Source organism: Neobacillus niacini (assembly GCF_031456445.1).
In the GTDB taxonomy this organism is placed as follows: Bacteria; Bacillota; Bacilli; order Bacillales; family Cytobacillaceae; genus Neobacillus; species Neobacillus niacini_I.
In genome coordinates this window covers 31,808-57,774 of the sequence record NZ_JAVDUQ010000012.1, presented here as the reverse complement: position 1 = coordinate 57,774, position 25,967 = coordinate 31,808, and the positions used below count along the sequence as shown (strand labels likewise).

21 protein-coding genes, 4 tRNA genes and 1 riboswitch are annotated in these 25,967 nt (G+C 38.5%); of the genes, 6 read left to right on the top strand and 19 right to left on the bottom strand.

Annotated features, from left to right (window positions below; all coding sequences use genetic code 11):
* Nucleotides 1-11: 11 nt before the first annotated feature.
* The 3 genes from thiH to nrdG all read left to right on the top strand — a co-directional run bounded on the left by thiH (nt 12) and on the right by nrdG (nt 4,149).
* Nucleotides 12-1,094 carry a 2-iminoacetate synthase ThiH gene (gene thiH / locus J2Y67_RS12210; protein WP_310174338.1) on the top strand — a complete coding sequence of 361 codons (1,083 nt, stop codon included), beginning with the start codon at nt 12-14 and terminating at the stop codon, nt 1,092-1,094.
* Between the two features lie 314 nt (nt 1,095-1,408).
* Nucleotides 1,409-1,586, top strand: a riboswitch (cobalamin riboswitch).
* Between the two features lie 224 nt (nt 1,587-1,810).
* Nucleotides 1,811-3,658: an anaerobic ribonucleoside triphosphate reductase gene (locus tag J2Y67_RS12205; protein ID WP_310174337.1), complete on the top strand. Its 1,848-nt coding sequence runs from the start codon at nt 1,811-1,813 to the stop codon at nt 3,656-3,658.
* Nucleotides 3,655-4,149 carry an anaerobic ribonucleoside-triphosphate reductase activating protein gene (gene nrdG, locus J2Y67_RS12200; RefSeq protein WP_310174335.1) on the top strand — a complete coding sequence of 165 codons (495 nt, stop codon included), beginning with the start codon at nt 3,655-3,657 and terminating at the stop codon, nt 4,147-4,149. Before J2Y67_RS12205 ends, nrdG begins: the two co-directional genes overlap by 4 nt.
* 270 nt (nt 4,150-4,419) lie before the next feature.
* On the opposite strand, the gene rlmH is transcribed toward nrdG, so the two are convergent.
* The 13 genes from rlmH to J2Y67_RS12135 form a co-directional block, all read right to left on the bottom strand.
* Nucleotides 4,420-4,899: a 23S rRNA (pseudouridine(1915)-N(3))-methyltransferase RlmH gene (rlmH, locus tag J2Y67_RS12195; protein ID WP_310174333.1), complete on the bottom strand. Its 480-nt coding sequence runs from the start codon at nt 4,897-4,899 to the stop codon at nt 4,420-4,422.
* Between the two features lie 101 nt (nt 4,900-5,000).
* Nucleotides 5,001-5,159 (bottom strand): CxxH/CxxC protein, encoded by a 159-nt coding sequence (locus tag J2Y67_RS12190; protein WP_310174331.1) that lies wholly within the window; start codon nt 5,157-5,159, stop codon nt 5,001-5,003.
* 133 nt (nt 5,160-5,292) lie between these two features.
* The gene (locus J2Y67_RS12185; RefSeq protein WP_310174329.1) at nt 5,293-6,525 is read right to left on the bottom strand and encodes a S1C family serine protease; all 1,233 of its coding nucleotides are present in this window, start codon (nt 6,523-6,525) and stop codon (nt 5,293-5,295) included.
* A 195-nt stretch (nt 6,526-6,720) separates the two neighbouring features.
* Complete coding sequence (locus tag J2Y67_RS12180; RefSeq protein WP_310174327.1) at nt 6,721-7,515, bottom strand: MBL fold metallo-hydrolase; 795 nt, start codon at nt 7,513-7,515, stop codon at nt 6,721-6,723.
* Between the two features lie 6 nt (nt 7,516-7,521).
* The gene (locus J2Y67_RS12175; protein WP_310174326.1) at nt 7,522-8,316 is read right to left on the bottom strand and encodes a two-component system regulatory protein YycI; all 795 of its coding nucleotides are present in this window, start codon (nt 8,314-8,316) and stop codon (nt 7,522-7,524) included.
* Nucleotides 8,303-9,622 (bottom strand): YycH family regulatory protein, encoded by a 1,320-nt coding sequence (locus J2Y67_RS12170; protein WP_310174324.1) that lies wholly within the window; start codon nt 9,620-9,622, stop codon nt 8,303-8,305. The genes J2Y67_RS12175 and J2Y67_RS12170 overlap by 14 nt, the downstream gene beginning before the upstream one ends.
* On the bottom strand, nt 9,619-11,445 hold the full coding sequence (gene walK / locus J2Y67_RS12165; protein ID WP_310174322.1) for a cell wall metabolism sensor histidine kinase WalK: 1,827 nt from the start codon (nt 11,443-11,445) through the stop codon (nt 9,619-9,621). The genes J2Y67_RS12170 and walK overlap by 4 nt, the downstream gene beginning before the upstream one ends.
* Before the next feature lie 8 nt (nt 11,446-11,453).
* Nucleotides 11,454-12,164, bottom strand: coding sequence for a response regulator YycF (gene yycF, locus J2Y67_RS12160; RefSeq protein ID WP_310174319.1), 711 nt, complete (start codon nt 12,162-12,164; stop codon nt 11,454-11,456).
* 211 nt (nt 12,165-12,375) lie between these two features.
* A tRNA-Phe gene (locus J2Y67_RS12155) sits at nt 12,376-12,448 on the bottom strand.
* A 33-nt stretch (nt 12,449-12,481) separates the two neighbouring features.
* Nucleotides 12,482-12,558, bottom strand: a tRNA-Asp gene (locus tag J2Y67_RS12150).
* Nucleotides 12,559-12,625: 67 nt separating this feature from the next.
* Nucleotides 12,626-12,697 (bottom strand) — tRNA-Glu (locus J2Y67_RS12145).
* A 36-nt stretch (nt 12,698-12,733) separates the two neighbouring features.
* Nucleotides 12,734-12,809, bottom strand: a tRNA-Lys gene (locus J2Y67_RS12140).
* A gap of 837 nt (nt 12,810-13,646) precedes the next feature.
* The gene (locus J2Y67_RS12135) at nt 13,647-14,939 is read right to left on the bottom strand and encodes an adenylosuccinate synthase (RefSeq protein ID WP_310174317.1); all 1,293 of its coding nucleotides are present in this window, start codon (nt 14,937-14,939) and stop codon (nt 13,647-13,649) included.
* Nucleotides 14,940-15,418: 479 nt separating this feature from the next.
* Between J2Y67_RS12135 and adhP the strand changes: the two genes are divergently transcribed.
* From adhP to sda, 3 genes are all read left to right on the top strand, one after another.
* Nucleotides 15,419-16,432, top strand: a complete 1,014-nt coding sequence (gene adhP, locus J2Y67_RS12130) for an alcohol dehydrogenase AdhP (protein WP_310174450.1) — start codon at nt 15,419-15,421, stop codon at nt 16,430-16,432.
* A gap of 126 nt (nt 16,433-16,558) precedes the next feature.
* Entirely contained in the window at nt 16,559-18,052 is a 1,494-nt protein-coding gene (locus J2Y67_RS12125) for an aldehyde dehydrogenase family protein (RefSeq protein ID WP_310174316.1), read from the top strand.
* Between the two features lie 58 nt (nt 18,053-18,110).
* Nucleotides 18,111-18,245, top strand: coding sequence for a sporulation histidine kinase inhibitor Sda (gene sda, locus J2Y67_RS27985; RefSeq protein WP_396954072.1), 135 nt, complete (start codon nt 18,111-18,113; stop codon nt 18,243-18,245).
* A 673-nt stretch (nt 18,246-18,918) separates the two neighbouring features.
* On the opposite strand, the gene J2Y67_RS12120 is transcribed toward sda, so the two are convergent.
* The 6 genes from J2Y67_RS12120 to dnaB form a co-directional block, all read right to left on the bottom strand.
* Entirely contained in the window at nt 18,919-19,278 is a 360-nt protein-coding gene (locus tag J2Y67_RS12120; RefSeq protein ID WP_310174314.1) for a hypothetical protein, read from the bottom strand.
* A gap of 25 nt (nt 19,279-19,303) precedes the next feature.
* Nucleotides 19,304-19,822: a hypothetical protein gene (locus J2Y67_RS12115; RefSeq protein ID WP_310174312.1), complete on the bottom strand. Its 519-nt coding sequence runs from the start codon at nt 19,820-19,822 to the stop codon at nt 19,304-19,306.
* A gap of 281 nt (nt 19,823-20,103) precedes the next feature.
* Complete coding sequence (locus tag J2Y67_RS12110; RefSeq protein WP_310174310.1) at nt 20,104-21,567, bottom strand: sigma-54-dependent transcriptional regulator; 1,464 nt, start codon at nt 21,565-21,567, stop codon at nt 20,104-20,106.
* Nucleotides 21,568-21,571: 4 nt separating this feature from the next.
* Entirely contained in the window at nt 21,572-23,191 is a 1,620-nt protein-coding gene (locus tag J2Y67_RS12105) for an ATP-binding protein (protein ID WP_310174448.1), read from the bottom strand.
* Between the two features lie 35 nt (nt 23,192-23,226).
* Nucleotides 23,227-24,375: an iron-containing alcohol dehydrogenase gene (locus J2Y67_RS12100; protein ID WP_310174308.1), complete on the bottom strand. Its 1,149-nt coding sequence runs from the start codon at nt 24,373-24,375 to the stop codon at nt 23,227-23,229.
* Between the two features lie 201 nt (nt 24,376-24,576).
* The gene (gene dnaB, locus J2Y67_RS12095) at nt 24,577-25,932 is read right to left on the bottom strand and encodes a replicative DNA helicase (RefSeq protein WP_310174307.1); all 1,356 of its coding nucleotides are present in this window, start codon (nt 25,930-25,932) and stop codon (nt 24,577-24,579) included.
* Nucleotides 25,933-25,967: the final 35 nt, after the last annotated feature.

Here is a 25,967-nt window from a genome sequence, read left to right as displayed (position 1 = left end):
AGGATAGAACAATGAGCTATTACAAAAAATATTGTGCGGAAAAGGACTTACCTTTTGAGGACTATTTTTCATCACAAACTTATGAAGATGTAAAGCACGTCATAAATAAAACAACGTTAAACGAGTTGGATTTTTTAACGTTATTGTCGCCTGCAGCAGAGCCATTTTTAGAAGAAATAGGGCAAAAGGCTCAACAAGTAACTGTCCAACATTTTGGGAAAGTAATGCAGTTGTTTGCCCCTCTCTACATATCCGATTTCTGCGTCAATCAGTGCTTGTATTGCAGTTACAGCATAAACAATGATTTTTCTCGAAAAAAACTTACCTTGTCTGAAATTGAAGCAGAGGCACAGGCACTAGCTAAAACAGGAATTGAACACTTGCTTATTTTAACTGGGGAATCAAGGTTACATGCCTCTATTGAATATCTTAAAGAAAGTATCACGATTTTAAAGAAATATTTTTCCTCCCTTTCAATTGAGATACACCCTCTGGAAACAGAAGAATACCGGGAATTGATTCAATGTGGCATAACCGGACTCACTGTTCATCAGGAGGTATACAACGAAGATATATATAAGCAAATTCATGTGAAAGGTCCAAAACGAAACTATTTATATCGGTTGGATACGCCGGAACGGGGTTGCGAAGCAGGAATGAGCAAGGTTACTATCGGTGCGCTCTTAGGAATGGATGACTGGCGGAAAGAAGTGTTCTTTACCGGTATTCATGCTGCTTACTTGAAAAATAACTATTCAGAAACGGAAATCGGAATTGGATTTCCAAGAATGCGCCCTCATTTGGGGGATTTTCAGCCAAAAACAAATGTTACAGACAAAAATTTACTTCAAGCCATGCTGGCAATGCGTTTGTTTTTGCCAGAAGCAGATATTATCCTTTCTACAAGAGAGCAGTCGGAACTTCGTGACCATCTTATTAGTATGGGCGTTACTAAAATGTCTGCAGCTTCCTCAACTGCTGTTGGTGGTTATGTTAACAAAGAGACCAGCCACAGTCAGTTTGAAATTTCCGATACACGAAGTGTTGATGAAATAAAAGATATGTTGCATTGTAACGACTATCAAACCCGATGAAGGCAATTAAGAATTTTATCTTACTATCCAGTGTAACTCATACTTTTAAAAGGCCGTCAGCTTTTAATCTGGCAGCCTTTTTATCATTAATTCTTTGGTAACGCCTGAGTTACTTCCATAAAATACATTTGTAATTTTAAGAACCTATACCCCTGTTGCCCCTTTTATCTCAAGCCTTCCATTATATTTATTTGAGATACTAAATTAATTTGTAACGGATTACTTATATTAGGGTTGCCATAGTAAATATTGTATATTATAATCAAAACATACAATATGTAGTGTTTTACATGAACCCAATATACTATATATCGATAAAAATCAATAATAATGGTGTCTGATAAGACTTAATAGGGAATCTGGTTAAAATCCAGAACTGTACCCGCAACTGTATATGCTGACGAAATATGAATATCCACTGTCATAAGACGGGAAGGAATTAAAGTAGGAAGAAGCATAAGTCAGGAGACCTGCCATTTTTATTTCGTATTATCTTCTTCGGGAGTTGGGAAGGTATAACAAGGAATTCTCACGATACAGAGAACTAGTACCGTTCTTATAGATTATTCCATGTTATTAAACCCATCTACTTCTTTGGGTTTTTTTGTGTTTGAAATATACTTCATTAAAATTTAACACACTCTCGAAGATTTGAATTCGAAGCGTATCACAGCTAGTGGCTGTTAGCCGCATATTATTTAAAGAGGAGACGCACTATGAATATGAAACTAATGAATAGTTTTAAAGAAATCGTAGGAAGCAGTAATCAGGATTTAATTCAAGAAAATGCGAACGTTGATGGAAAAAGTCCATTAGGAATGATGGGTTTATTTGCTTCAACAAGTGCAAAGTTTTTTTGTGTAGAAAACTTACTTTCAGATGATGTGAGACAGGCTTATTTAGACGGCTATATTCATATCCATGATTTAGATTTTTATGCCAGCGGAACAACAACTTGCTGCCAAATACCCCTAGGCAAATTATTAAAAGATGGTTTTGATACAGGTCATGGCCATATGAGAGAACCAAACAGTATCATGAGTGCTATGGCGTTAGCCTCTATCATCTTGCAATCTAATCAAAATCAACAACATGGCGGACAAGCATTTGCTAATTTTGATTTTGATTTAGCTATCTATGTAAAGAAAACTTATCAAAAAATGGTAGCTTTACTCGAAAACGTAAATGCTCATTGTGACATTGAAGCAAAGGCATGGGAGATGACAGAAAGAGAAGTTTATCAAGCCTGTGAAGCATTTATACATAATGCAAATTCCATGCATAGTAGAGGCGGTGGACAAGTTCCTTTTATCTCATTGAATTTTGGTTTAGACACTTCAAGAGAGGGAAGAATGGTTGTTAAAAACATGCTATTAGCCACTCAAAAAGGGTTAGGAAATGGAGAAACACCGATTTTCCCTATTCAAATCTTCAAAGTGAAAGATGGAATTAACATGAAGAGAGGTGACGTAAACTACGACTTGTTCAGATTGTCATTAGAGACAACCGCCAAAAGATTGTTCCCTAACTATGTTTTTGTGGATGCCCCATTTAATCTTCAATACTATAAAAAAGACGATATTGAAACACATATCGCTACAATGGGCTGTCGTACAAGAGTTTTCGGAAATGTGAATGGAAAAGAAACTCCTGTTGGGAGAGGAAATCTTTCTTTTACATCGATCAATCTGCCTTTACTGGCGATTGAATCATCAAGTGTCGAAGATTTCTTTGAGAAGTTAGATACATATATGGATCTAGCAAGCAAGCAATTATATGAAAGATATGTCTATCAATCTGAAAAAAATGCTACAAATTTTAAATTTTTATACAGTCAAGGTACTTGGTGGAGTGGTGAACAACTTGGAAGAAATGACAAGTTGGGAGAGATCCTTAAACAAGGCACATTATCTGTGGGTTATGTTGGATTAGCCGAAACCTTAATTGCTCTAGTCGGCAAGCATCATGGTGAAACCGATGAAGCACAAGAGCTTGGTCTAAAGATTGTTACATTCATGAGAAATAAAATGGACGCTTTAACTGAAAAGGCAGGCTTAAACTATACTTTGTTAGCGACTCCTGCTGAATCCTATGCAGGAAAAGCTCTTCAAATTGCTCGTAAAAAACATGGTGTCATTAAAGGGGTAACCGATAAAGACTGGTTCACAAACAGTAATCATATTCCTGTTGAATTCAATATTAATGCTATTAATAAGATTAAGAAGGAATCTCCGTATCATGCTTTAACTAATGCTGGCCACATTACCTATATAGAGTTAGCAGAGGATGCTTCGAAAAATATTGATGCATTAGAGACTTATGTTACTGCCATGAAAGAGAGTGGCATTGGTTACGGTAGCTTTAATGTTCCTGTGGACAGATGTACTGCATGTGGGTACTCAGGTGTCATTTACAACGAATGTCCAAAGTGTAGAAATGACGTCGAACATACGATTGAACGAATCAGAAGGATCACGGGATACTTAGTAGGGAGCCTTGATAAATGGAATAGCTCGAAGGCTTCTGAAGAACAAAATCGCGTTAAACATGGGAAACAATCATGAAGGTCATGAACATTGATACCGACTGTACAGATAATGGTGCTGGCATACGGACAACTATTTATGTATCAGGTTGCACTCACTATTGCACCGGATGTCAAAATCCATCCTCTTGGAATGCTAGTAACGGGCAGGATTATGATATCGAAAAGCTGATAGAAATCATAGAAGAGAATTCTCTTGCGGATGTGACGATTAGCGGGGGAGACAGCCTTACATGTCAGTATGAAGATACATTAAAACTCGTTAAAGCGATTAAGCAACGGACAAATAAAAACATATGGGTTTATACCGGCTATCGGTTTGAAGAGGTGCTTGAAGAAAAGAAAGGTATACTATCGTATATTGATGTGATCATTGATGGCCGATTTGATCTTTCAAAAAAAGATTTAAACCTCTTGTTTCGCGGATCAGCAAATCAACGAATTATCGATGTACAGCGTAGTATAAAAGAAGACAACATCATTATTTGGAAAGATGGCCATTATTTTTAAAGGTCATTAAAATATCTTCTGGCAAGGGAACCTTGATTTAAACTAGGAAGTAATGGAATCCTTCATGATGTTACTCTTCTAAGATAGAATTCACCGCGTTTACTATACTATAGTTTTCGAAGGAAATTCTGATTGAACAAAAAAATTAAATTCATCGCAAGAGCAAAAACAACTATTCATGCAACAAGTGTTCATCTAAGCATTAAAATAACCAAACAGCACCTCTCCATTAAGTTAGAGGGTGCTGTTACTTTTTCGCAAAAACCTCATTTACTTATGATACGGTTCACCTCGATTAATCCGATAAGCCCGGTAAATCTGCTCCACCAAAATCAACCTCATCAACTGATGCGGAAAAGTCATCCTCGAAAAGGACAATTGTTCATTCGACCTCCGTAATACCTCGTCGCTTAGCCCTAACGAACCACCGATCACAAAAGCAATTTTGCTTTTTCCGTATGTAGCTAACTTATCTAAAGTATCCGCCAGTTCCTCCGATGATTGCATTTTTCCGTTGATTGCCAAGGCAATCATATGGGCATCCTGACTGATTTTGGCCAAAATCCGTTCGCCTTCTTTTTGCTTGACCTGAAGCATTTCCGATTCACTTAATTCCTCCGGTGCCTTTTCATCAGCAACCTCAATCACTTCCACCTTCGCATAAGCGGACAATCGCTTTAAATACTCATCAATTCCTTGTTTTAAATATTTCTCTTTTAATTTGCCAACCGTCACAATCGAGATATTCACAATCCACAGCCCTTTTCAAATTGATTACAAACAGCTTACAAACAAGATATCCACAGGAGTTATCCACATATACACATTTTTTATCCACATCTTGTATGGAATCACTTGTTCGCCACAATATATACAGCGCTGTTTTGACAATATTCACAGCTTGTTGATAAATTATCCACATCTATTTTTGTTAATAACGGAAATGTCTCATGCTCATATACAACCGTATCCAATGCAATATCCACATGTTCCTCGCAGCAATAAATCATCCTTACCTTCACCCTTCAAAAATATTTTCTCTTCCCTTATTTTTTACTTTAAACTAATCAGTCATACTGAACCTCATACATGTTACCACAAAACAAAGCAGGAGGGTGGTCATTCACCTCCTGCCTCATTAATTTAATGTATTTTATCACTCGTCAATTTTAACGTTGTTTCTTTTAATTTCCCGTTACGGTAAAACTTAATCTTCATTTGCTCGCCGATTTTCTTATTTTGATACAGGTGCTTCCTTAAGTCAAGGACATCATTTATTTTTTTACCGTCCATTTCTACAATAACATCCAGTTCCTTTAAGCCTGCTTGATCCGCTGGTGAATTTGGTACGATCTCACGTAATGCCACACCATAGTTTACATCGCGCGGCAATTTAAGAGCTTCTTCTTGATAGTAAGCAGGAATTTCAGCAACCGATTTTAAATCAACCCCCATATATGGCCGCTTTACACTTCCGTATTGCTCCAAGTCATTAATAATGGGTATTGCGGAGTTAATCGGAATCGATAACCCAATTCCTTCAACCGCCTCTTGGGAGATTTTCATCGAATTGATTCCAACCACCTGGCCGCCAATATTCACTAAGGCACCGCCGCTATTCCCAGGGTTGATGGCGGCATCTGTTTGTAAAACCTCCGCCTGCCAATCAATCACCCCATCCTGATTGATATCGACTGGGATTGTCCGTTTTAATCCTGAAACAATTCCCTGTGTCACAGAACCGGAGAAGGTAGGCCCAAGCGGATTCCCAATGGCAATGACCGGTTCGCCCATTTTTAATTCATCTGAATTCCCGAATTGTGCAATTTTTTTAATATGGCTGGCATCAATTTCAAGAACGGCTAAATCTGTCCAAATATCACTGCCCAGAAGGTCTGCAGGGATTTTTGTCCCATCGGTGAGACTCACCTCGAGTTTTGTAGCCCCTTCCACCACGTGGTGATTCGTGACGACAAAAGCCCTATCGCCAACTTTTTTATAAATGACACCGGAACCCGTTCCAGCTGCTTCTTCTGATCTTTTCCCGTTGTCAGACCAAAATTGGGTCGATTGGATATTGGTAATTCCCACAACTGCCGGGCCAGCTATATCAACAGCTTTGGTCGTATTGGTCGTCACATTATAGGACACATTTTGCTGTACAAAACCTTGTTGGTTGTTCGTGCCAGTTTCTGTTGAAACCCGATTTTTAGGTTGAATATCATAGGGGAGAACGCCTGAGTTTGCTAAACTAGGAATGAACATAACCACCAATACAGCCCCAATAATAGCTCCAACCAAACTGGAAAAGAAAAAACCGCCTCTCCTTCTTTTTTCTCGATAACGTCCATTTGAATCATCATCATAATAACCCATTTACCGATTCCCTCTCTTTCGAAAAGCTGCTATCGTTTATTTTGGCTTATATGTACAATTATACTCACCTAAAGGATAATTTATAAAAAAATGCAATTTTTTACAGGATTCTTCCCTAGTTAGACACCATTCAGACTTTATTTTTACACAAAAAGAGCGAGATGCTTGATTCTCGCTCTTTTTATAAAAAATATATTATACAGCTGTCAAAACGGTGGGGGTTTTCGGGTCGGTATCATAGAGATCAAATTGCTCCCCGACAACCAAACCGCAGCTTTGCAATGTTTGCGACACGGACATCCGCGCTAAATCTTTCATATTATTATCGAGGCTTAAATGGGCGAGATAGACCCTGCGCGTTTTATCACCAATCACTTCGCTCATTGCCACCGCCGCATCCTCATTGGAAACATGGCCGACATCACTTAATATTCTCCGCTTAATATTCCAAGGATATCGCCCCATCCGCAGCATTTGCACATCATGGTTTGATTCAAAAATATAAGCATCAGCATTCGTGATAATTCCCTTCATCCGATCACTGACATAGCCGGTATCGGTGATCAAAACAAGCTTTTTATCGGAATGGTGAAAAACATAAAACATCGGTTCTGCCGCATCATGGGAAACGCCAAAGGATTCGATTTCAACGCCCCCAAAACTTTTTACCATTTCCATGTTAAAAATAAATTTTTGCTCAGTCGGAATCTCTCCCACTAAACCGTCCATTGCCCGCCAGGTTTTTTCATTTGCGTAAACAGGGAGCTTATATTTACGTGCGAGTACACCGACACCCTTGATATGGTCGCTGTGCTCATGGGTAACAAAAATCCCCGATAGCTTACTTATGTCCCGGTCAATTTGCCCAAATAGGCTTTCCATCTGTTTTCCGCTAAACCCGGCATCTACCAAAAAGGAATGTTCATCGGACTCAACATAAAGTGCATTCCCCGTACTTCCGCTCGCTAATATGCTATAACGCAATGACATTCTATTTCACTCCACTACACTTTTTTCGTCGCTGTTAAATTGAATAATCTGTCCTTCAAATGCATTTACAAACAGGCTCTCTTTATCATCGACAACAAAACGCCATGTCGGTGCCAGCACTTGAGAGGCTGCAAGCTGTATTAAGGTGGAATATCCCAGTTCAACCTTTGTAATCGTACTCTTTGGTTTAAGGACCCCTTTTTGATGCAGGGTTTCAATTGCCTTTAAAGGAGGGAGGATTTCCTCTTTTGCCGTAAGTTTTTCAATTCCCTCCAAATAGGTCTGCTCGTAGGAGACAATTTGATTGGCTTTATTGAAATGAAACGTAATCATTCCATTAATATTATGATATAAAAGGTAACTATCATATTGTTGGAAATACGTGATTGTTTTTTGTTTATCATTCTCTTCCCAAAATTGATACTGGTCCCCGTAAAGAACATCGCTTTTTAAAAAATCAGCCAGTTGAGCTGGTTCAAATTTTGTGCTTAACTGTAATGGATTTTCCAGTTTCGCCTGTATGGTTGTCTCATCCTTTAGGACTGCGGCTTCCCCTTCTAAGCGGTTTAAGTCACTCTTCTTGAATTTCTTTGGCTTCGCACTGTAATATTGTGCCTTAATGGGTGCTTTCGGGAGATCTCCATATTTGATTTCATCCGCTTTCAGTTTTTCCTCAAAGGATGCTTCTGAAATTAATTCATACTTGTTTGCATCGCGGATTTTCAAGAATTGAAAGAGCAGATACACATCCAAGATTAGGAACGTTACAATAAAAATGGTTTTAATTTTACTCCAATCCATGCTTAAATCCTCCCTGGTCCATCGTTATCTGCACCCAAGTATCATCATATTGATAAAACCAGGCAGGTTCTAAGAGGATTATTTTGTTTTCCTGTGAATCTCGTTCCATCCGGTATCCTAGTTCAATCTTTTTCAATAAATCCGGATTAAAATTCTTTCGGTCTTCTAAAAATTTTATTGCTTTCCGTCCTGAGGGAAGAATCATTTTTTTAGTTTCAGAACGAAGCGGCAAATCCAGGGAGATATTGGGTCTAATGTATTTCATAAGTTCATTTTTTCCCCAAACTTCCTTTATTTCTGAAGCCCCTTGGTCATTATGAACAGGATAGCCGTCCATGCTGTATAACCGAAAAACAACCGCTTGGTTATAATCATCCTTCGAAACATAACGATAGGGGTCGGTCCAGCCGCCATGTTCATTCACAAAATCAATACTCTTTTTTACTAAATCATAGGAATTGGACGTATACTCACTTTCTACCGTCGGATTTACATAAACAAGCATATTGCTGTCATAATAGACATTCATTTTACTTGAATCATTCGTGTATTCTTCACCGTGTGGAAGCATGCTTTTTTGCACAAAGCTTGGGTCGGTAAATAATGCCTCTTTAAATTCATTGGAATCAAGAGTTTTCGGTAAATATCGATACTCCATCATTTCTGTTTCACCTTCAGGCAGAAAAATCGTCCGTTTGGATGTAGGCTTATAGGCAAAATACCTGGGTAAATTCACCGCTTTTTTATAAAAGTCCTTCTCAAACCCCTTTAATAGCGCAGCTGAAATATGGCTGATAAACACTTGTTGATGTTCCGAAGAAACAAAGTAAACCGTTCCGAAATCCTTGCTGGAATTTTCTACATTCATTACGATTCTGTCAAAGTTAAAGGAGGGGATTTTACGCTCTTCAAAATTAAGAACACTTCGGTACATCGCAATCGGAATCTCCCCAGGAAAAATAATTTCCGCCTTACCATTTCCATGGACTAGATTATTTAAATTTCCTGCTTTTTCGGTGTAATTTTCAACATCTAAAAAGGTCCACTGACTTAACTGCTTCATGATTTTCTCAAGTTCATCTGTATTAGAAGTTCCATAATGATGACTGCTGATATGATATAAAATTTGATCAGGTCTTAGGATTTTTTGAACTTCCTGCTTCTCACTTAACGATACTTCAGCAACGGTATTACCGTTTTTCATCGTTTCATAATCCGGCTGATAGGTCCATAAATTCCAAGTTAACACAATACTAACTATGACTAAGATTGTTAAAATAACAGACTTTATATTTTCGTATCTCATGACCATTCATCCTCTTCAGACCCCTCGTATGGCAGGGAAAAAGAAATAACCGTCCCTTTACCCTCCTGACTGGTTGCCCAAATCGCACCGCCATGTGCACCAATAATTTCCTTCGCAATGGCAAGGCCCAGTCCTGTACCGCCCAACTTTCGGGTTCTTGCTTTATCAACACGATAAAAACGGTCAAAAATCCTCCCGATATTTTCTTTCGGAATTCCCATCCCTTGGTCAGATATACTGATAATAATTCTATCTTCCGCTTCCTGGATGGAAAACGTGACTTGTCCGCCTTCAGGCGAATATTTTAAAGCATTGGAAATAATGTTATAGAGTACTTGTGTTAATTTATCCTCATCAATTTCAACGAAGATTGGATTGGACGGCAGCTTTCTTTTAAAGGTGACATTTTGTTCCTTCGCCATTTCAAAACGATCAATGATACCGTGGAAGAAATTCACAAAATTCACCCACTCAGGGGAAATCTTATAATCCGTACTATCCATTTTCGATAACGTGAGAAGATCATTGACGAGCCGAATCATTCTTTCTGTTTCTGTTCGTGTAACCTCTAAGAAATTTGGGGCAATTTCCTCATCTCTCCATGCCCCATCTGCCAAAGCCTCCAGATAGCTTCGCATCGTTGTGAGCGGAGTTCTTAATTCATGAGACACGTTCGCCACAAATTCTCTTCGTTCAGTATCAATTTTTTCTTGTTCCGTGATATCATGCAGCACCGCAATTAAACCATTTACAAAGCCTGTCTCTTTTTGAATCACCGAAAAGTTTGCCCGAAGAATATAAGGTTTTGTTTTCGTACTGTAATCCAGGATTAATGAATCCTTTTCCTCAAGCAGGTCTTCAAATGTATTCGTGTCGCTTAAGCCTAAAAGAGATACAATCGGCTGAGAAAGGACTGTTTCACGTGAAACATCCAGCATTTCAGCTGCAGGATCATTGATTAAAATCACCCGACCTTTTCGGTCTGTCGCGATTACTCCATCCGTCATATACGATAAAACGGTGGAAAGCTTCCGCCGTTCACCTTCCGTCATTGCCTGTGCTTCCTGGAGTTTTTTTGTTAAATTATTAAAGGTCATAGCTAATGTACCGATTTCATCATTTCCGTACACTTTAACCTTTCGTGAGAAATTCCCTTTTGTCATGGCTATTGCCTGCTTTTTCAAATCTGTAATTGGCCGTGTGATGGTCTGAGCGAGTAAAATGCCTAAAACAGCGGTAATCGCTAAGGCAATACCAGTCCCCGTTGCAAAAATGCCATTGATTGTCTTCATTTGCTTAAAGACATTCTCAATTTTTGCTACAAGATAAATAGCTCCAATAACTTTTTTCCCCGATTTAATCGGCTTTGAAAGAACCCAAATCCTGTGTCCTGATTTTCGATCAATAAAAATACTGCTTTGGTCCTCTTCTAAAGTAAGCGCCCGTTTTACTTGCAAGTCTGTCGAACGCTGGCCAACAATCCCTTGATTATTGGAATTAGAGGTCCCTAGGATTTTCATCGACCGTCCATCAATGACACGCACCTCTGATATATCCCCCGCTGAGAAGTCCCCAAGGATTTTTTTTATATCTTCTTCAAGTGTTAGATCTTCAGGTGTCCGTTCCTTTTCCATTTCTTCAACAATATTATAAGCAAGTAAATTGACACGCTCTGTTAAAGAAGTTTGGAAGTTGGTCCTAAGTGTTTCTTCTAATTGTTTTACAAAATAAACCCCGATAATTTGCATCGCAACTAAAATCAACAGGACATAGATGATAACAAACTTAACATTTATCGATCGAAAGAAACTAACCTTTCTCATGAAGGCGATTACTCCTGTTCAGGATTGCGCAAATAATATCCAACTCCTCTTCGCGTCACAATCCAAGTTGGATGGCTTGGGCTATCCTCAATTTTTTCCCGCAGGCGCCGGACGGTTACATCTACAGTACGGACATCACCATAATAATCGTAGCCCCAAACGGTTTGTAATAAATGTTCTCTTGTCATTACCTGACCAATATGTTGGGCCAAATAATAGAGCAGTTCAAATTCACGATGCGTCAGTTCAATGGTTTCCCCGCGCTTCGAAACAACATAGGCATCAGGGTGAATCACTAGCGAACCAATTTCAATTTCATTTGTTTCCGATTCTTCTTCCGTCGGTGCGTTAAACTGCTGATGACGGCGTAAATTGGCCTTTACGCGGGCAATTAGTTCTCTTGTGCTAAAAGGTTTTGTCACATAGTCATCAGCACCAAGCTCTAGCCCGAGTACCTTATCAATCTCTGAGTCCTTAGCTGTCAGCATGATAATTGGCATTTCATATTTTTTGCGGACCTCCCGGCAGACTTCCATTCCGTCCATTAAAGGGATCATAATATCAAGAAGAATTAAATCCGGCTGGATTTCCTCGACCATTTTAATTGCTTCATTACCATCATAGGCACAATAAACATTGTAGCCTTCCTTTTTTAAGTTGAATTGTAGAATATCCGCAATCGGCTTTTCATCATCCACGACTAGAATTTTTTTCTCCATACCCATTGCTCCTTTATATTAAATCTAAATTAAAGTCATATATACTCTATTTTACTTTATCATTAAATCCGTTTTAAATCATCTATTAGTAGTATTTGCTACATGCTACTGAATATTGCCAAAAAGGAAAAAGCCTCTAGTGTCCTAGAGGCTTTTTACATTTATCTCTTAAATAAGAAAGAAGCTAACCGATGTAAGCTTCTTCTTAGGATGGCTCAGGACGGAATCGAACCGCCGACACAAGGATTTTCAGTCCTTTGCTCTACCGACTGAGCTACTGAGCCATAATTTGAAATTGTGTCCTAACTTATGTATAGTGGCGGTCCGGACGGGACTCGAACCCGCGACCTCCTGCGTGACAGGCAGGCATTCTAACCAACTGAACTACCGGACCAAATATTAAATATAGCAGTCAGCAAGGAAACCGTCCTTGCCAGTTACTTACTGACCGCTAAACGCCATGACCCCTACGGGATTCGAACCCGTGTTACCGCCGTGAAAGGGCGGTGTCTTAACCGCTTGACCAAGGGGCCAACATATGGAAAGTTATTTTACTACGTAAAAAACTTTGGTGAGCCATGAAGGACTCGAACCTTCGACCCTCTGATTAAAAGTCAGATGCTCTACCAACTGAGCTAATGGCTCGTATTAGGGCTTGTCCCCTAAACAAATACTAGTTTAAGTCAGATGCTCAAAAGAACTTTCGTTCTTTCTCGCAGATTGCCGCAGAAGCCTATTCAATGATGTAAGCAACCTGCTCTACCAACTGAGCTAATGGCTCAAAACTTAGATCGTCATAGTTATCTTTCGTGACGACGCTTTTTATAATATCATGGATAGTATAAAAGATGCAATACTTTTTTTCAAAAAAACTTTTCTTAAATCTTGCTCTGATAAATAACCTTTTAAGCACACAGTTCTGAACTAGAAAATTCCCTTTAAAGTTTGATTGGCGACAATTTCATTCCAAAATCAAAGAATAGTGTCTCCTATAAGCACCATTGGCGACAATTTCAACCCTTAACCAGAGAAAAGTGTCTCCTATAAGCACCATTGGCGACAATTTCAACCCTAAACCAGAGAAAAGTGTCTCCTATAAGCACCATTGACGACAATTTCAACCCTAAACCAGAGAAAAGTGTCTCCTATAAGCACCATTGGCGACAATTTCAACCCTAAACCAGAGAAAAGTGTCTCCTATAAGCACCATTAGCGACAATTTCAACCCTAAACCAGAGAAAAGTGTCTCCTATAAGCCTCATTGGCGACAATTTCAACCCTAAACCAGAGAAAATTGTCTCCTATAAGCACCATTGGCGACAATTTCAACCCTAACCAGAGAAAATTGTCTCCTATAAGCACCATTGGCGACAATTTCACTCCAAACTCAAAGAAAATTGTCTCCTATTAACCCCATTGGCGACAATTTCAACCCCACAAAATTGAAAAGCCCCCCAAAAAGGAGGACTTTTCACAATCAATTTAAATTTGTCTCCAAGGGCTGCGGACAATATTTGTTTGATTACGATCCGGACCCACAGAGAAAGTAGATAAAGGAATTCCAGTCAGCTGTGTTACACGTTCAACATAGTGGCGGGCATTGGCAGGCAGCTCATCTAATGATTTGCAGCCTGTGATATCCTCTGTCCAGCCTGGTAATTCTTCATATACAGGTTCACATTGTGCTAACACCTTTAAGCTTGCAGGATATTCTGTAATTAATTCATCTTTATAACGATAAGCCGTACAAATTTTTAATGTTTCAATGCCGGTTAACACGTCGATAGAGTTAAGAGACAAGTCAGTTAAACCGCTGACACGGCGAGCGTGGCGGACAACAACACTATCAAACCAGCCCACGCGGCGTGGACGGCCTGTTGTCGTACCATATTCACGACCGACTTCACGGATTTGGTTACCAATTTCATCAAATAATTCAGTTGGGAATGGACCATCCCCAACACGAGAAGTATATGCCTTACATACTCCAACAACATGAGTAATTTTAGACGGACCCACGCCGGAACCAATCGTTACTCCTCCTGCAACAGGGTTCGAAGAGGTAACAAATGGATATGTTCCTTGGTCGATATCAAGCATAACACCTTGTGCCCCTTCAAAAAGAACACGGCGGCCTTCATCCAATGCATCATTTAACACAACAGACGTATCGCAAACATATTGTTTAAACTGTTGACCATATTCATAATATTCATCAAGAATTTCTTCTTTTGTGAATCCTTCTGTTTCATAAATTTTTTCAAATAAGCGGTTCTTTTCCGCAAGGTTTCTTTCAAGCTTTTCTTCAAAAACTTCACGGTCGAGCAAATCGGCAATCCGAATTCCCACACGTGCTGCTTTATCCATATAAGCAGGGCCAATTCCTTTTTTTGTTGTCCCAATTTTATTAGCGCCTTTGCTGGCCTCTTCCACTTCATCCAATTTAATATGGTAAGGAAGAATCACATGCGCACGGTTACTGATGCGAAGATTATCGGTTGCAATCCCTCTTTCATGCAGGTAAGCAAGTTCAGTCACAAGGGCTTTCGGATCGACAACCATCCCGTTACCAATTACGCTGACTTTTTCCTTGGAAAAAATCCCGGATGGAATTAAGTGTAATTTATAAGTTTCCCCATTAAACTGGATTGTGTGCCCGGCATTGTTGCCTCCTTGATAACGAGCAATTACTTCTGCATTTTCAGAAAGGAAATCGGTAATTTTCCCTTTTCCTTCGTCTCCCCATTGTGTACCAACAACTACTACTGATGACATGTAAGGCACCTCCGAATATTTACTACTAGTTATTATTTTATTTATCCCATCACACAGTTTATCAATTTACCGAGGAAAAATCAAACAAAACACGAACATTTTATATAAACTTAATAAAATATGTTCGTAATAATAGTAAACTAGCAAAAACAACTGTAAACTACTCAAAAAACTACGAATCAATTAATAAATCTTAGTTTTCAAGCTTATTATTCCCTTTTTTAGAGCATGAGTATCCGTTAATGTCCATAATCATCTATTTCAATTAAAAATAACGATAAATCGTCATATTTTTGCCGTATTTACGGTTTAATTGGGCCGATTCTTCGGCACTAAGAGAGATTTTAGAAACAGAACACTTGAAATGTAAGCGCTTTATATGTTGGCACGGTTATTGCATTTAAATAATAGTGAATATCAAAAATTGAAGGGAATAGGAGAGATTTTACATGTGTACACAAAATAATAAAAAGAGAATGATGAAAGCAGCAGTGGTGAATGAGTTTAAACAACAACTAGAAATTAAGGACGTCCCAGTTCCTGAGTTGGAGTATGGTGAAATACTTGTCAAAATAAAAGCTTGCGGTGTTTGTCATACTGACTTGCATGCCGCTCATGGGGACTGGCCGGTAAAGCCTAAACTTCCACTTATTCCAGGTCATGAAGGGGTTGGAATTGTTGAAGAAATCGGAGAAGGGGTTACTTCCATAAAAGTAGGAGACCGCGTTGGGGTCCCATGGCTTTATTCAGCTTGCGGCGAATGCGAATACTGTTTAACAGGCCGCGAAACGTTGTGTCCAGACCAATTGAATGCAGGCTACTCAGTGGATGGGGGATATGCAGAATATTGTAAAGCTCCTGCTAATTACGTGGTAAAAATTCCGGAAAATCTCGATTTTGCTGAAGTATCTCCCATTTTTTGTGCAGGAGTGACTACCTATAAAGCATTAAAAGTATCAGATGCCAAGCCTGGAGATTGGGTAGCCATTTATGGAATCGGTGGTCTAGGACATGTTGCGCTTCAGTATGCCAAAGCAATGGGATTCAATGTTATTGCTGTAGATATTCAAGATGACAAACTTGAATTAGCAAAAGAATTAGGAGCGGACCTCACGATAAACGGTTTAGAAGTAGATCCTGTACAGGAAATTAAAGAAAAAGTAGGCGGTGTGCAATCCGCTGTAAGTGTTGCCGTAACGAAAAAAGCGTTTGAACAGGCATATGGTTCAGTAAAAAGAGGCGGTACATTAGTAGTTGTGGGTCTTCCGAATGCTGAATTGCCTATTCCTATTTTTGATACGGTGTTAAATGGGGTAACGGTAAAGGGCTCTATTGTTGGGACAAGAAAAGATTTACAGGAATCCATTGAATTTGCAGCACAAGGAAAGGTACGTACAAATATAGAAGTTCAATCGCTTGATCGAATTAACGATGTATTTGACCGAATGGAAAGCGGAAAAATTAATGGACGTGTTGTTTTGACAATGTCATAAAGGCAGATAAAGTACTGCAACTGATCTAAACATTCATTTGTCCTTTATTTCAAGACATAGGGGGGAAAGGCTTAGATACCTCCTATGTTTGCGAGTAATTTTTATAATAGAATTGGAGTGAATGATATGGAAAGCGTAAGTACAAAAGGAATTGAAGTAAGCCCGCGATTAGAAAAGTTTTTAAATGGTATAAAAAAACTTTATATAAATGGAGAATGGGTCGACTCCCTTTCTGGTAAAACATTTGAATCGGTTAACCCGGCTACTGGTGAAAAGCTTGCAGAAGTGGCGGAGGCCGGTCCGGAAGATATTGATTTAGCTGTAAAAGCTGCAAGAGAAGCATTTGATCATGGACCATGGTCAAAAATGGGTACAGCTGAAAAAAGTCGTCTTATCTATAAGTTGGCGGATTTAATGGAGGAGCATAAACGAGAGTTGGCACAGCTTGAGACATTGGATAATGGAAAACCCCTCCGTGAAACGATGAATGCTGATGTTCCATTAGCGATTGAACATTTTCGTTATTTTGCGGGCTGGGCAACAAAAATCGTGGGGCAAACCATTCCTGTCCAAGGCAATTATTTTAACTATACACGTCATGAAGCATTAGGAGTCGTCGGGCAAATTATCCCTTGGAACTTCCCATTATTAATGGCTGCATGGAAACTGGGTGCCGCACTTGCTTCTGGTTGTACCATTGTATTAAAACCAGCGGAACAAACTCCACTTTCCGCTTTATATTTAGCCAAGTTATTGGATGAAGCGGGATTCCCAAAAGGAGTTGTCAACGTTGTACCTGGCTATGGACAAACAGCGGGCTCACCACTTGTTCATCATCCATTAGTTGATAAGATTGCCTTTACAGGTTCAACACCTGTCGGAAAAGCGATTATGAGACAAGCAAGTGAATCTTTAAAACGTGTAACACTGGAACTTGGCGGAAAATCGCCGAACATCATTTTACCTGATGCCGATCTTTCAAAAGCTGTACCTGGTGCATTAATGGGCATTATGTTTAATCAGGGACAAGTGTGCTGTGCGGGAAGCCGTCTATATGTTCAAAAGAAACTTTACGATAATGTGGTTAGTGATTTAGTGTCACTAACAAAAGGTATTAACCAGGGCAATGGTTTATTAGAAGAGACAACAATGGGACCACTTATCTCAGCTGAACAACAAAAACGTGTAAAAGGATATATTGATAAAGGAATTGAAGAAGGTGCGGAAGTGCTAGCAGGAGGTAATATTCCATACGACCAAGGTTATTTCGTTTCCCCAACGATTTTTGCTGATGTAAATCATTCGATGACAATTGCCAAAGAAGAAATTTTTGGTCCAGTGGTTGCAGCAATGCCATTTGATGATTTAAATGATCTTGTTGAAAAAGCAAACGACTCTGATTACGGTTTAGCAGCTGGTGTTTGGACTCAGGATATTAAGAAAGCCCATTATATCGCACACCGTATTAAAGCAGGTACCGTTTGGGTGAATTGCTACAATGCATTTGATGCAGCAAGTCCATTCGGAGGATATAAGCAATCAGGTATCGGTCGTGAAATGGGAAGCTATGCATTAGAAAACTATACAGAAGTGAAGAGTGTCTGGGTGAATATGGATTAAGTTATTTATTTTTCCAATATTCCGAAATATTGTATCAAAAGAATAAGGTGGAATTATTATGATTCAAAAGATAAGTGACGAATTTTTACTTGAGACTTATGCTAAATCATTAATATCGGAGGTAGACTCAAACTTTATTGATTTATTACAAGAAGAGATATCGAGAAGATTGATAACAAGTTCTAGAAAATAAGTGCTTCTTCCTTTTAGTAAAATGATTCTAGGTCTTTTATAAACCTCCGTACCTATGAGGCTGGCTCCAAGATTTAATAATCACGGAGCCAGCCTTCTACATTTAACTAGTTCAAGAAAAATTGCGGTTTTCGGAACAGTCACCTGTTGCTTTGAAATAAAGTTTGATCAAAAACACCTCACAAACCCTTATTTTATGGTAAATAAGAAGAATCCATTTTGAAAAAAGATTGATCAAAATGGATTCTTATCTAGCAGATTTAAGTTTCGGTTTTATAAAAAAGTTTGATCATTTTCTACCTGTGTTGCTCCACAATCGCGCCCGATTGCGGAATAAGAAAAGCATATTTCTTTTTCTACATATTTGCATAAGTATGGTAGGGGTCTGTGTGGTAATAGAACCAAATGTCGCAATAAGAATTAGCGGACATGAAAAACATCCTAAAATGTGTTTTTTGACCCTAAAAATCTGCTTTTTACAGCAATTAGAAACAAACTGATAAGTTAAATCGTGCAGATTTTTAATTCTCGATGTCCACTAAGTGTTATTAGCGGACATAAATTCAATGAAAATACACCTTTAATGTCCACTAATATTCATGATAACCCTCAAAAATGATGTCCGCTAATGCTTATTGCGTAATATTTCTCCGTTGCTACACACACCCCGTATTCTATTGAGTGAAGAGTTCAGCAACCGCTTGATAAAAAGGAGGAAAAGTTCCTAGCAATCCTAATAGTATAAAGAAAAAACTGAGTTTATATATCTTCTGATGATTCAATTGTTTGTTTTTCATGTTGATATGTAATATGACCCAAACAACAATCCAAAGTGAAAATGAAAAAACGACTTTTCCACTAAGTGGACCTACAGAGTTCATGATGGTTAAAGCTTGTTTCACACTGGCATTTGACTCAGACAAGGTAACAAATAATCCAAAAATGGCACATCCAATCCCGCTTGCTAATATGGTAGAAAGAACAACGCCATCTTGTAATAGCGAATCAGTCGAAGTTTCTGTTTTATGTTTCATTATCCATTCTCCCGCTTTCCTCTTTTTACAAATCTAAAAATGTATTTGGAGCAACCTTGTTGATTAATGCTCCCAATGCCCCAGCAATTAATGCCGTCGAAAAGGCAATGATATAAATGACTGATAGAATTTTTTTCAATTTTCTTTCCTGAATAAGTCTTGAACCGTATTTAATTACGATAAAGGCTACAGCTGTGGCGAGAATAGGGGATAACCAACCGATATGCTCTTTCCACTCCATTCCGAATTCATGCCAATATTCCAATCCTTTTGTTTCTAATAAATAAGTTCTTGGGTAAGCTTCTAAATTGGATACTCCTTCGGGTGGCTGTGCACGGTACCAGATGTACACAACAAAAGTACCGATAATACATGTTAACCAAGAAGTAATAGCCATTAACCAAGTACCTGATAAGAAGTTAAACCATGTTTTTTTTTCTTTTTTAGAAATCAGTCCGTTAATGCCTCCTACAAATGAGTGAATAAAGACTGCACCCAACACAAGATGAACAATCATCCAAAATTCTCTGCTATTAATGTCCATAATTTCCTCCATTAACCGATAATGATTATCATTATCTATATGCTGATAATCATTATCAATTAAACAACCTATTCTGTCAATCTTTTTTTCTATGAAAACAAAGTTAAAGTACTTCATACACAACCTTAATTAATTATCTATTTCTGTATGATGTCCTCCACAATCTGGCCCGATTACGGAACAAAAAAATCCTGCATTGATACAGGACTTTTGATCAAACTTTATTTTAAATTATCAATCTTTTTTATAAATTATCGAGCTTTTTTACAAATTATCAAACTTTATTTTAAATCTACATCACCTTTCTCATTTAAGAGATAACGAAGTTTTCTCATCGTAATTTGTAATCTTTTTGCAGCTTCTTTTCGATTTCCATATGTTTCTTCTAATGCTCGTAAAATAAAAGCTTTCCCCGCTTGTAGCTCAAGTTGTTTAACCAGTGAGAGAACCTCTTCTAAACCAATCCCCTCTGTTTGTTCGAAGACGGTAAGAATTTCATTTGTCCATTTTTGCAAATTGCTTTCAAGATTCCGCTCCTGCCTTTCTGTATTTAGGTGTTTCGTTATTTTTACAGGAATAGACGATTCAGAAATATTTTTGGGTAATGGTAAATCATCGGCATTAATGACAGCACGACTTGAATCAGTTAAAGTAATGATTCTTGTAATAAAGTTGGATAACTCTCGGATATTACCTGCCCAGTCATAATTTTTTAACGCTTCAATTGCACTCTCTGAAAAGGTAATTTCCATGTTTGGATACCGTTGTAAGAAGGAATCAATCAATAAAGGAATATCTTCTTTTCGATCCCGAAGTGGCGGAATTTTTAAATGAACGACATTTAAGCGATAAAATAAATCTTCCCTAAACTTCCTTTGTTGAACTGCTTCTTGAAGGTTTTCGTTTGTTGCGGCAACTAAACGGGCATGAGTACGAATTATGCTTTCGCTCCCGACACGCATGAATTCGCGTGTTTCTAGCACGCGAAGTAACTTCACTTGGATGGAAGGAGAGGCTTCGGCAATTTCATCAAGGAATAGAGTCCCTTTACTGGCGATTTCAAATAGACCTTTTCGCTTCTGTGTTGCTCCTGTAAATGCCCCTTTTTCATGGCCAAACAGTTCACTTTCTAAAATAGATTCAGAGATTGCTCCGCAATTTACTCCGATAAACGCTTCATGACTTCGTTGGCTTGCTTGATGAATAAAGCGGGATAGTACTTCCTTTCCTGTTCCGGTTTCACCTTCAATTAAGACATTTACATTTTTACTAGCTACCTTATAGGCGGTTTGGATTAACTGATTCATTGTTTCATTTTTTCCTAGAATAAGCCCCACTTCACCAGCTATTTCTTTAATATGTTCATCAGTGGAGGTAATATTAGAAACTAACAGATTATCAATTTGTTTTTCCAATAAATCAATATCATCAAACGGTTTTTCAATATAGTCACTTGCTCCCAGCTTGATAGCGTCGACGGCTGTTTTAATTGTACTGTACCCCGTCATAATGATGATCTTGCATCCTGGCTGTAATTGCTTTAACTGCTGCAATAAAGATAGACCATTGGCATCAGGCAGCTTTAAATCAATCATCGCAACATGAAAAATTTGCCCAGAAAAGTCTATGGCTGAAAAATCCTTACCACTGTTAACCACCTTGACATGGTATCCTTTCGATGTAAAAAGGCGGGATAGAAAGTTTCCGACCTCTTTTTCATCATCTATGATTAATAACTTTGTCATGATATCACCTTACTAATTTTGATGGTTGAAGAGGCAATTTCAATGTGAATGTACTCCCTTTGTTGAGTTTGCTTGTAACCTCGATAATCCCCCCATGTGCTTTTGCAATACCAATACTCACGGATAATCCTAATCCGGTTCCTTTTTCTGACTCTTTTGTGGTATGAAAAGGGTGGAAAATTTCAGATAATCTGTTTTCTTCAATACCAATTCCATTATCTATAACGGATAAGGTAACTTCGTTCAAATGAAGGGACGTTTTTATGATGATTTCCTTATTTTTAATAGAGGAATACTCAAGTGCATCCTTTGCATTTAGGAGTAAGTTAATAATAATTTGTTCAATCTGTGGCTGACTTCCTTCAATCAAGGGCAAATCCTCTTGAAGAAAGAGCTTTATTATGACTTGTTTTTTTTCTAATTGATATTTTAAAAGATTAAGCACTTGTTCTACTGCTGTGTTTAATGAACAAGAGTCAAATATGTACTCATCCTGTCGGGAAAAGGTGAGTAGACTTTTAATAATCCGTTTACAGCGATCCCCACAATTCTTTATATCATTTAACAGGGGAAATGATGAGTCATTCTTTGTTGCATTCCGTAGTAAAAGTTGAGAATTTCCTAAAATAGCGGTTAAGGGACTATTTAATTCATGGGCTACACCGGCTGCCATTTCTCCTATAGCGGCTAATTTCCCCGAATGAAGCAACTGCACTTCCATTTTTCGCTTTTCTGTTACATCCTTGATATAGGCAATGACCCCATAAATCTGCCCGTCATTATTGTGTACCGGATAGGTGTATAGTTCACATGTCGAATGATTATTGAGATAAATTTCTTTATAACCTGCTTTTTGGGAATCAAAAGTTTCTCCAACAAGTGTCTTACAATGCTCCTCTAACAAGGAAATATCAGCTTTTTTGCTTACATTAAAAAATTTTTTTACGGAATCATTACACTGAAGTACATTTAACTCTTTGTTAAAAACCATAATCATATCATCGACGGCTTTAAACGTATCCTCCCACTCCTGTTTTGCACGCGATACTTCGTTGTACAATTCGGTATTTTCAATACTAACTGCAAGGTGATCTGTAAGTTGCTCTAAAAAAGCAAGATCATCCATACTCCAGTCAGATTCATGATGGCGGCCGATACTTAAAACCCCAATTTTTTTATTTTTACTATAAATAGGCAATGCTAAAGTGGTTTTTAGGCAAAGAGCAGTAAGAAATTCCTTTTCATAAAAACTGGCACAAGGGTCATTTAATCGTTGAAAGATAATTTGTCTATTTATTAATGTAGACCAATAGAGGGATTCCTTATTTGGAATAACAGATCCTATCTCCAAACAGTGGCTGCCTTCTGGATAAACATTTGTTAGCGTAAGGTTATCATTACGTAACAACAACAAACTCCAACGATCAAAACGGACCAGCAAGCTTAATTTATTCATCATATTTTTCAAAATATCTTCCAATGACATATCAACTTTAATGCTCTTCATCACTTCATTCATGATTTCCAGCTGCATATTTTTCCTTTTCAATTGTTCGACTGTCTGCTTTAATTCTATGTAATAATTTTTTTTAGAAGATTTCACGCCGGTTAACAATGCAATCATTTCATGTTTATCCTCGAGCACAATTATTCACCACCTTATAATACGTTTTTTAGTATGCTTTTAACTTGTTCAAGATTCATATCACGGGGGTTGGTAATCATACAAGCATCCTCTAGCGCTGTTTGGCTTATTACATCCATCATGTCTTCCGTAATGCCTACTTCCCTAAACCGTTTAGGTATCCCGATATCAAGCGATAACTCTTTCACAAATTGAATGGCTGCATTCCCAGCTTCCCGTTGTGTCAAGCCTCTTGTATCAATTCCCATCAATTCCGCCATTTCTGTAAACCGCCTAGGAGCCGCAATAAAGTTAAAGTCCATTACATAAGGAAGTAGAATGGCATTGATTTCACCGTGTGATATGGAGAATTTCCCCCCTATTGAATGTGAAATTGCATGAGCAGCACCTAAGATGGCATTTGAAAAGGCAAGTCCGGCCTGTAAACTGGCCATTGCCATTGCTTCTTTTGCTTCTTCATTTGTTTTAGATGCTACAGATGGACGCAAATAAGTTGAAACTAGGGTAATTGCATTTTTAGCTTGGACATCTGTAAGTGGTGTTGCGGCTATGCTCACATAAGCTTCAATTGCATGTGTGAGAACGTCCATACCAGTTGCTGCAGTTAAACTACTATCTTTTGTCACAAGTGTGTACGGATCGATAATCGCGATATCAGGGACTAGTGTCTTTGAGACAATCGTCATTTTCTTTTTTCGATTCGAGTCAACAATAACGGAAAATTGAGATACTTCAGAGCCAGATCCGGCAGTGGTCATAATCATAATCATTGGAGGAAGGGGCTTTTCAATTTTATCTATGCCCTCATAATCACTGATTTTTCCGCCGTTAGAAGCAAGTATAGCAATGGCCTTAGCCACATCTAATGCGCTTCCTCCTCCAACGCCAATAATAGCATCGCACTCATGATCGATAAAAGTGCGGCAACCCTTAACAACTTCTGTATCTTTTGGATCCGTTGTGACATCAATGAATGTGGCAAAAGGTAATTGAGATTCTTTACAAATATCCATTACTTTTTCCAGCCATCCAGCCCTGGCAACACCAGAATCACTAACGATCAATACTCTCTTCGCTCCAAGCCTCAAACAGGCGTCACCTGCTTGTCTTATTGCATTTTTGCCAAAAATAATTTCTGGAGTTACAAATTTATTAATGTGCATGGTTAACCACCTATTATCATTTACTTTCAATCTTTTATATAAACTACGTAAATGCCTGTTTTACCATTGAGATTCTACAACTATATTATAGAAATAATATTATCAATTTTCCAAATCTTTTTAAATAACATTTGCTGGATAATCGTTTTATAATTTCTTGGAAAAGAAAAAAAGTCAGCCATAAATCATGGCTGACCTAAATTACGCACCTGGAGGATCATTATACCGTGTCTCCAGGTTTACGAACTTATTGTATTCTTTTACAAAGGCTAACTGAACGGTTCCAGTCGGACCGTTACGCTGCTTGGCAATAATGATTTCGATGATATTCTTATTCTCTGATTCTTTATCATAGTAATCATCACGATACAAGAAGGCAACAATATCCGCGTCCTGCTCAATACTACCGGATTCACGAATATCGGACATCATTGGGCGTTTATCCTGACGCTGTTCGACACCACGGGAAAGCTGGGAAAGAGCGATAACAGGCACTTGAAGCTCACGCGCCAATTGCTTGAGGGAACGGGAAATTTCCGAAACCTCTTGCTGACGGTTTTCGCCGGACCGGCCGCTTCCTAAGATTAACTGTAAATAATCAATCAAAATCATTCCTAAGCCGTGCTCCTGCTTTAAGCGGCGGCATTTGGAACGAATATCACTAATGCGGACACCAGGGGTATCGTCGATAAAAATCCCTGAAGCTGCAAGACTTCCCATCGCCATTGTCAGCTTGCCCCAGTCCTCATCCGTAAGTGAGCCGGTACGAAGGCGTTGGGCATCGATATTTCCTTCGGCACAAAGCATACGCATGACGAGCTGTTCTGCACCCATCTCAAGGCTGAAAATCGCGACATTTTCTCCCGTCTTGGTGGCAACGTTTTGGGAAATATTTAAGGCAAAGGCTGTTTTACCAACTGAAGGACGTGCTCCGACAATAATTAAGTCATTACGCTGGAATCCAGCAGTCATTTTATCTAGCTCGGTAAACCCTGTTGCAATCCCGGTAATATCACCAACACGGTTATGCATCGTTTCAATATTGTCATACGTCCGAACAAGAACATCCTTAATATTATGAAAAGCACCGGCATTTTTCCTTTGTGCTACCTCAAGGATGCTTTTTTCCGCTTCACTTAATAGGGTTTCCACTTCATCCTCACGTGAATACCCGTCAGATGCAATGGTCGTAGCTGTGCGAATTAACCGGCGCAGCAACGATTTTTCTTCTACTATTCTCGCATAATATTCGATATTAGCTGCGGTTGGAACCGAACCAGCTAATTCACTTAAATAACTAACCCCGCCAATATCCTCTAAAAGCTTCGAAGCCGCCAAGTCCTCTGAAACGGTGACTAAGTCAACAGCTTTTCCAAGGTCGTTAAGTTTTAACATGACATTAAAGATTTTTTGGTGGGAGGCACGGTAGAAGTCTTCTGGAATTAAGATTTCTGAAGCTAAGGTTAATGAACTAGGCTCTAAAAAGATCGCTCCAAGAACAGCCTGTTCAGCTTCCATATTTTGTGGTGGGAGACGATCTGCAAATAAATCACTCATCTATTAAAACCTCCTATTTAGAGAAGGATGTTTTT

Bases quoted from the DNA above. Each gene is read 5' to 3' on its own strand.
- J2Y67_RS12135 (WP_310174317.1), bottom strand. From the start codon at position 14,939: ATGTCATCAGTAGTAGTTGTTGGTACACAATGGGGAGACGAAGGAAAA.
- J2Y67_RS12115 (WP_310174312.1), bottom strand. From the start codon at position 19,822: ATGGACATTAATAGCAGAGAATTTTGGATGATTGTTCATCTTGTGTTG.
- J2Y67_RS12120 (WP_310174314.1), bottom strand. From the start codon at position 19,278: ATGAAACATAAAACAGAAACTTCGACTGATTCGCTATTACAAGATGGC.
- yycF (WP_310174319.1), bottom strand. From the start codon at position 12,164: ATGGAGAAAAAAATTCTAGTCGTGGATGATGAAAAGCCGATTGCGGAT.
- adhP (WP_310174450.1), top strand. From the start codon at position 15,419: ATGAAAGCAGCAGTGGTGAATGAGTTTAAACAACAACTAGAAATTAAG.
- J2Y67_RS12205 (WP_310174337.1), top strand. From the start codon at position 1,811: ATGAATATGAAACTAATGAATAGTTTTAAAGAAATCGTAGGAAGCAGT.
- J2Y67_RS12190 (WP_310174331.1), bottom strand. From the start codon at position 5,159: ATGATTTATTGCTGCGAGGAACATGTGGATATTGCATTGGATACGGTT.
- J2Y67_RS12185 (WP_310174329.1), bottom strand. From the start codon at position 6,525: ATGGGTTATTATGATGATGATTCAAATGGACGTTATCGAGAAAAAAGA.
- J2Y67_RS12105 (WP_310174448.1), bottom strand. From the start codon at position 23,191: ATGATTGCATTGTTAACCGGCGTGAAATCTTCTAAAAAAAATTATTAC.
- J2Y67_RS12100 (WP_310174308.1), bottom strand. From the start codon at position 24,375: ATGCACATTAATAAATTTGTAACTCCAGAAATTATTTTTGGCAAAAAT.
- walK (WP_310174322.1), bottom strand. From the start codon at position 11,445: ATGAGAAAGGTTAGTTTCTTTCGATCGATAAATGTTAAGTTTGTTATC.
- dnaB (WP_310174307.1), bottom strand. From the start codon at position 25,932: ATGAGTGATTTATTTGCAGATCGTCTCCCACCACAAAATATGGAAGCT.
- J2Y67_RS12170 (WP_310174324.1), bottom strand. From the start codon at position 9,622: ATGAGATACGAAAATATAAAGTCTGTTATTTTAACAATCTTAGTCATA.
- J2Y67_RS12180 (WP_310174327.1), bottom strand. From the start codon at position 7,515: ATGTCATTGCGTTATAGCATATTAGCGAGCGGAAGTACGGGGAATGCA.
- sda (WP_396954072.1), top strand. From the start codon at position 18,111: ATGATTCAAAAGATAAGTGACGAATTTTTACTTGAGACTTATGCTAAA.
- thiH (WP_310174338.1), top strand. From the start codon at position 12: ATGAGCTATTACAAAAAATATTGTGCGGAAAAGGACTTACCTTTTGAG.
- J2Y67_RS12125 (WP_310174316.1), top strand. From the start codon at position 16,559: ATGGAAAGCGTAAGTACAAAAGGAATTGAAGTAAGCCCGCGATTAGAA.
- J2Y67_RS12175 (WP_310174326.1), bottom strand. From the start codon at position 8,316: ATGGATTGGAGTAAAATTAAAACCATTTTTATTGTAACGTTCCTAATC.
- J2Y67_RS12110 (WP_310174310.1), bottom strand. From the start codon at position 21,567: ATGACAAAGTTATTAATCATAGATGATGAAAAAGAGGTCGGAAACTTT.
- nrdG (WP_310174335.1), top strand. From the start codon at position 3,655: ATGAAGGTCATGAACATTGATACCGACTGTACAGATAATGGTGCTGGC.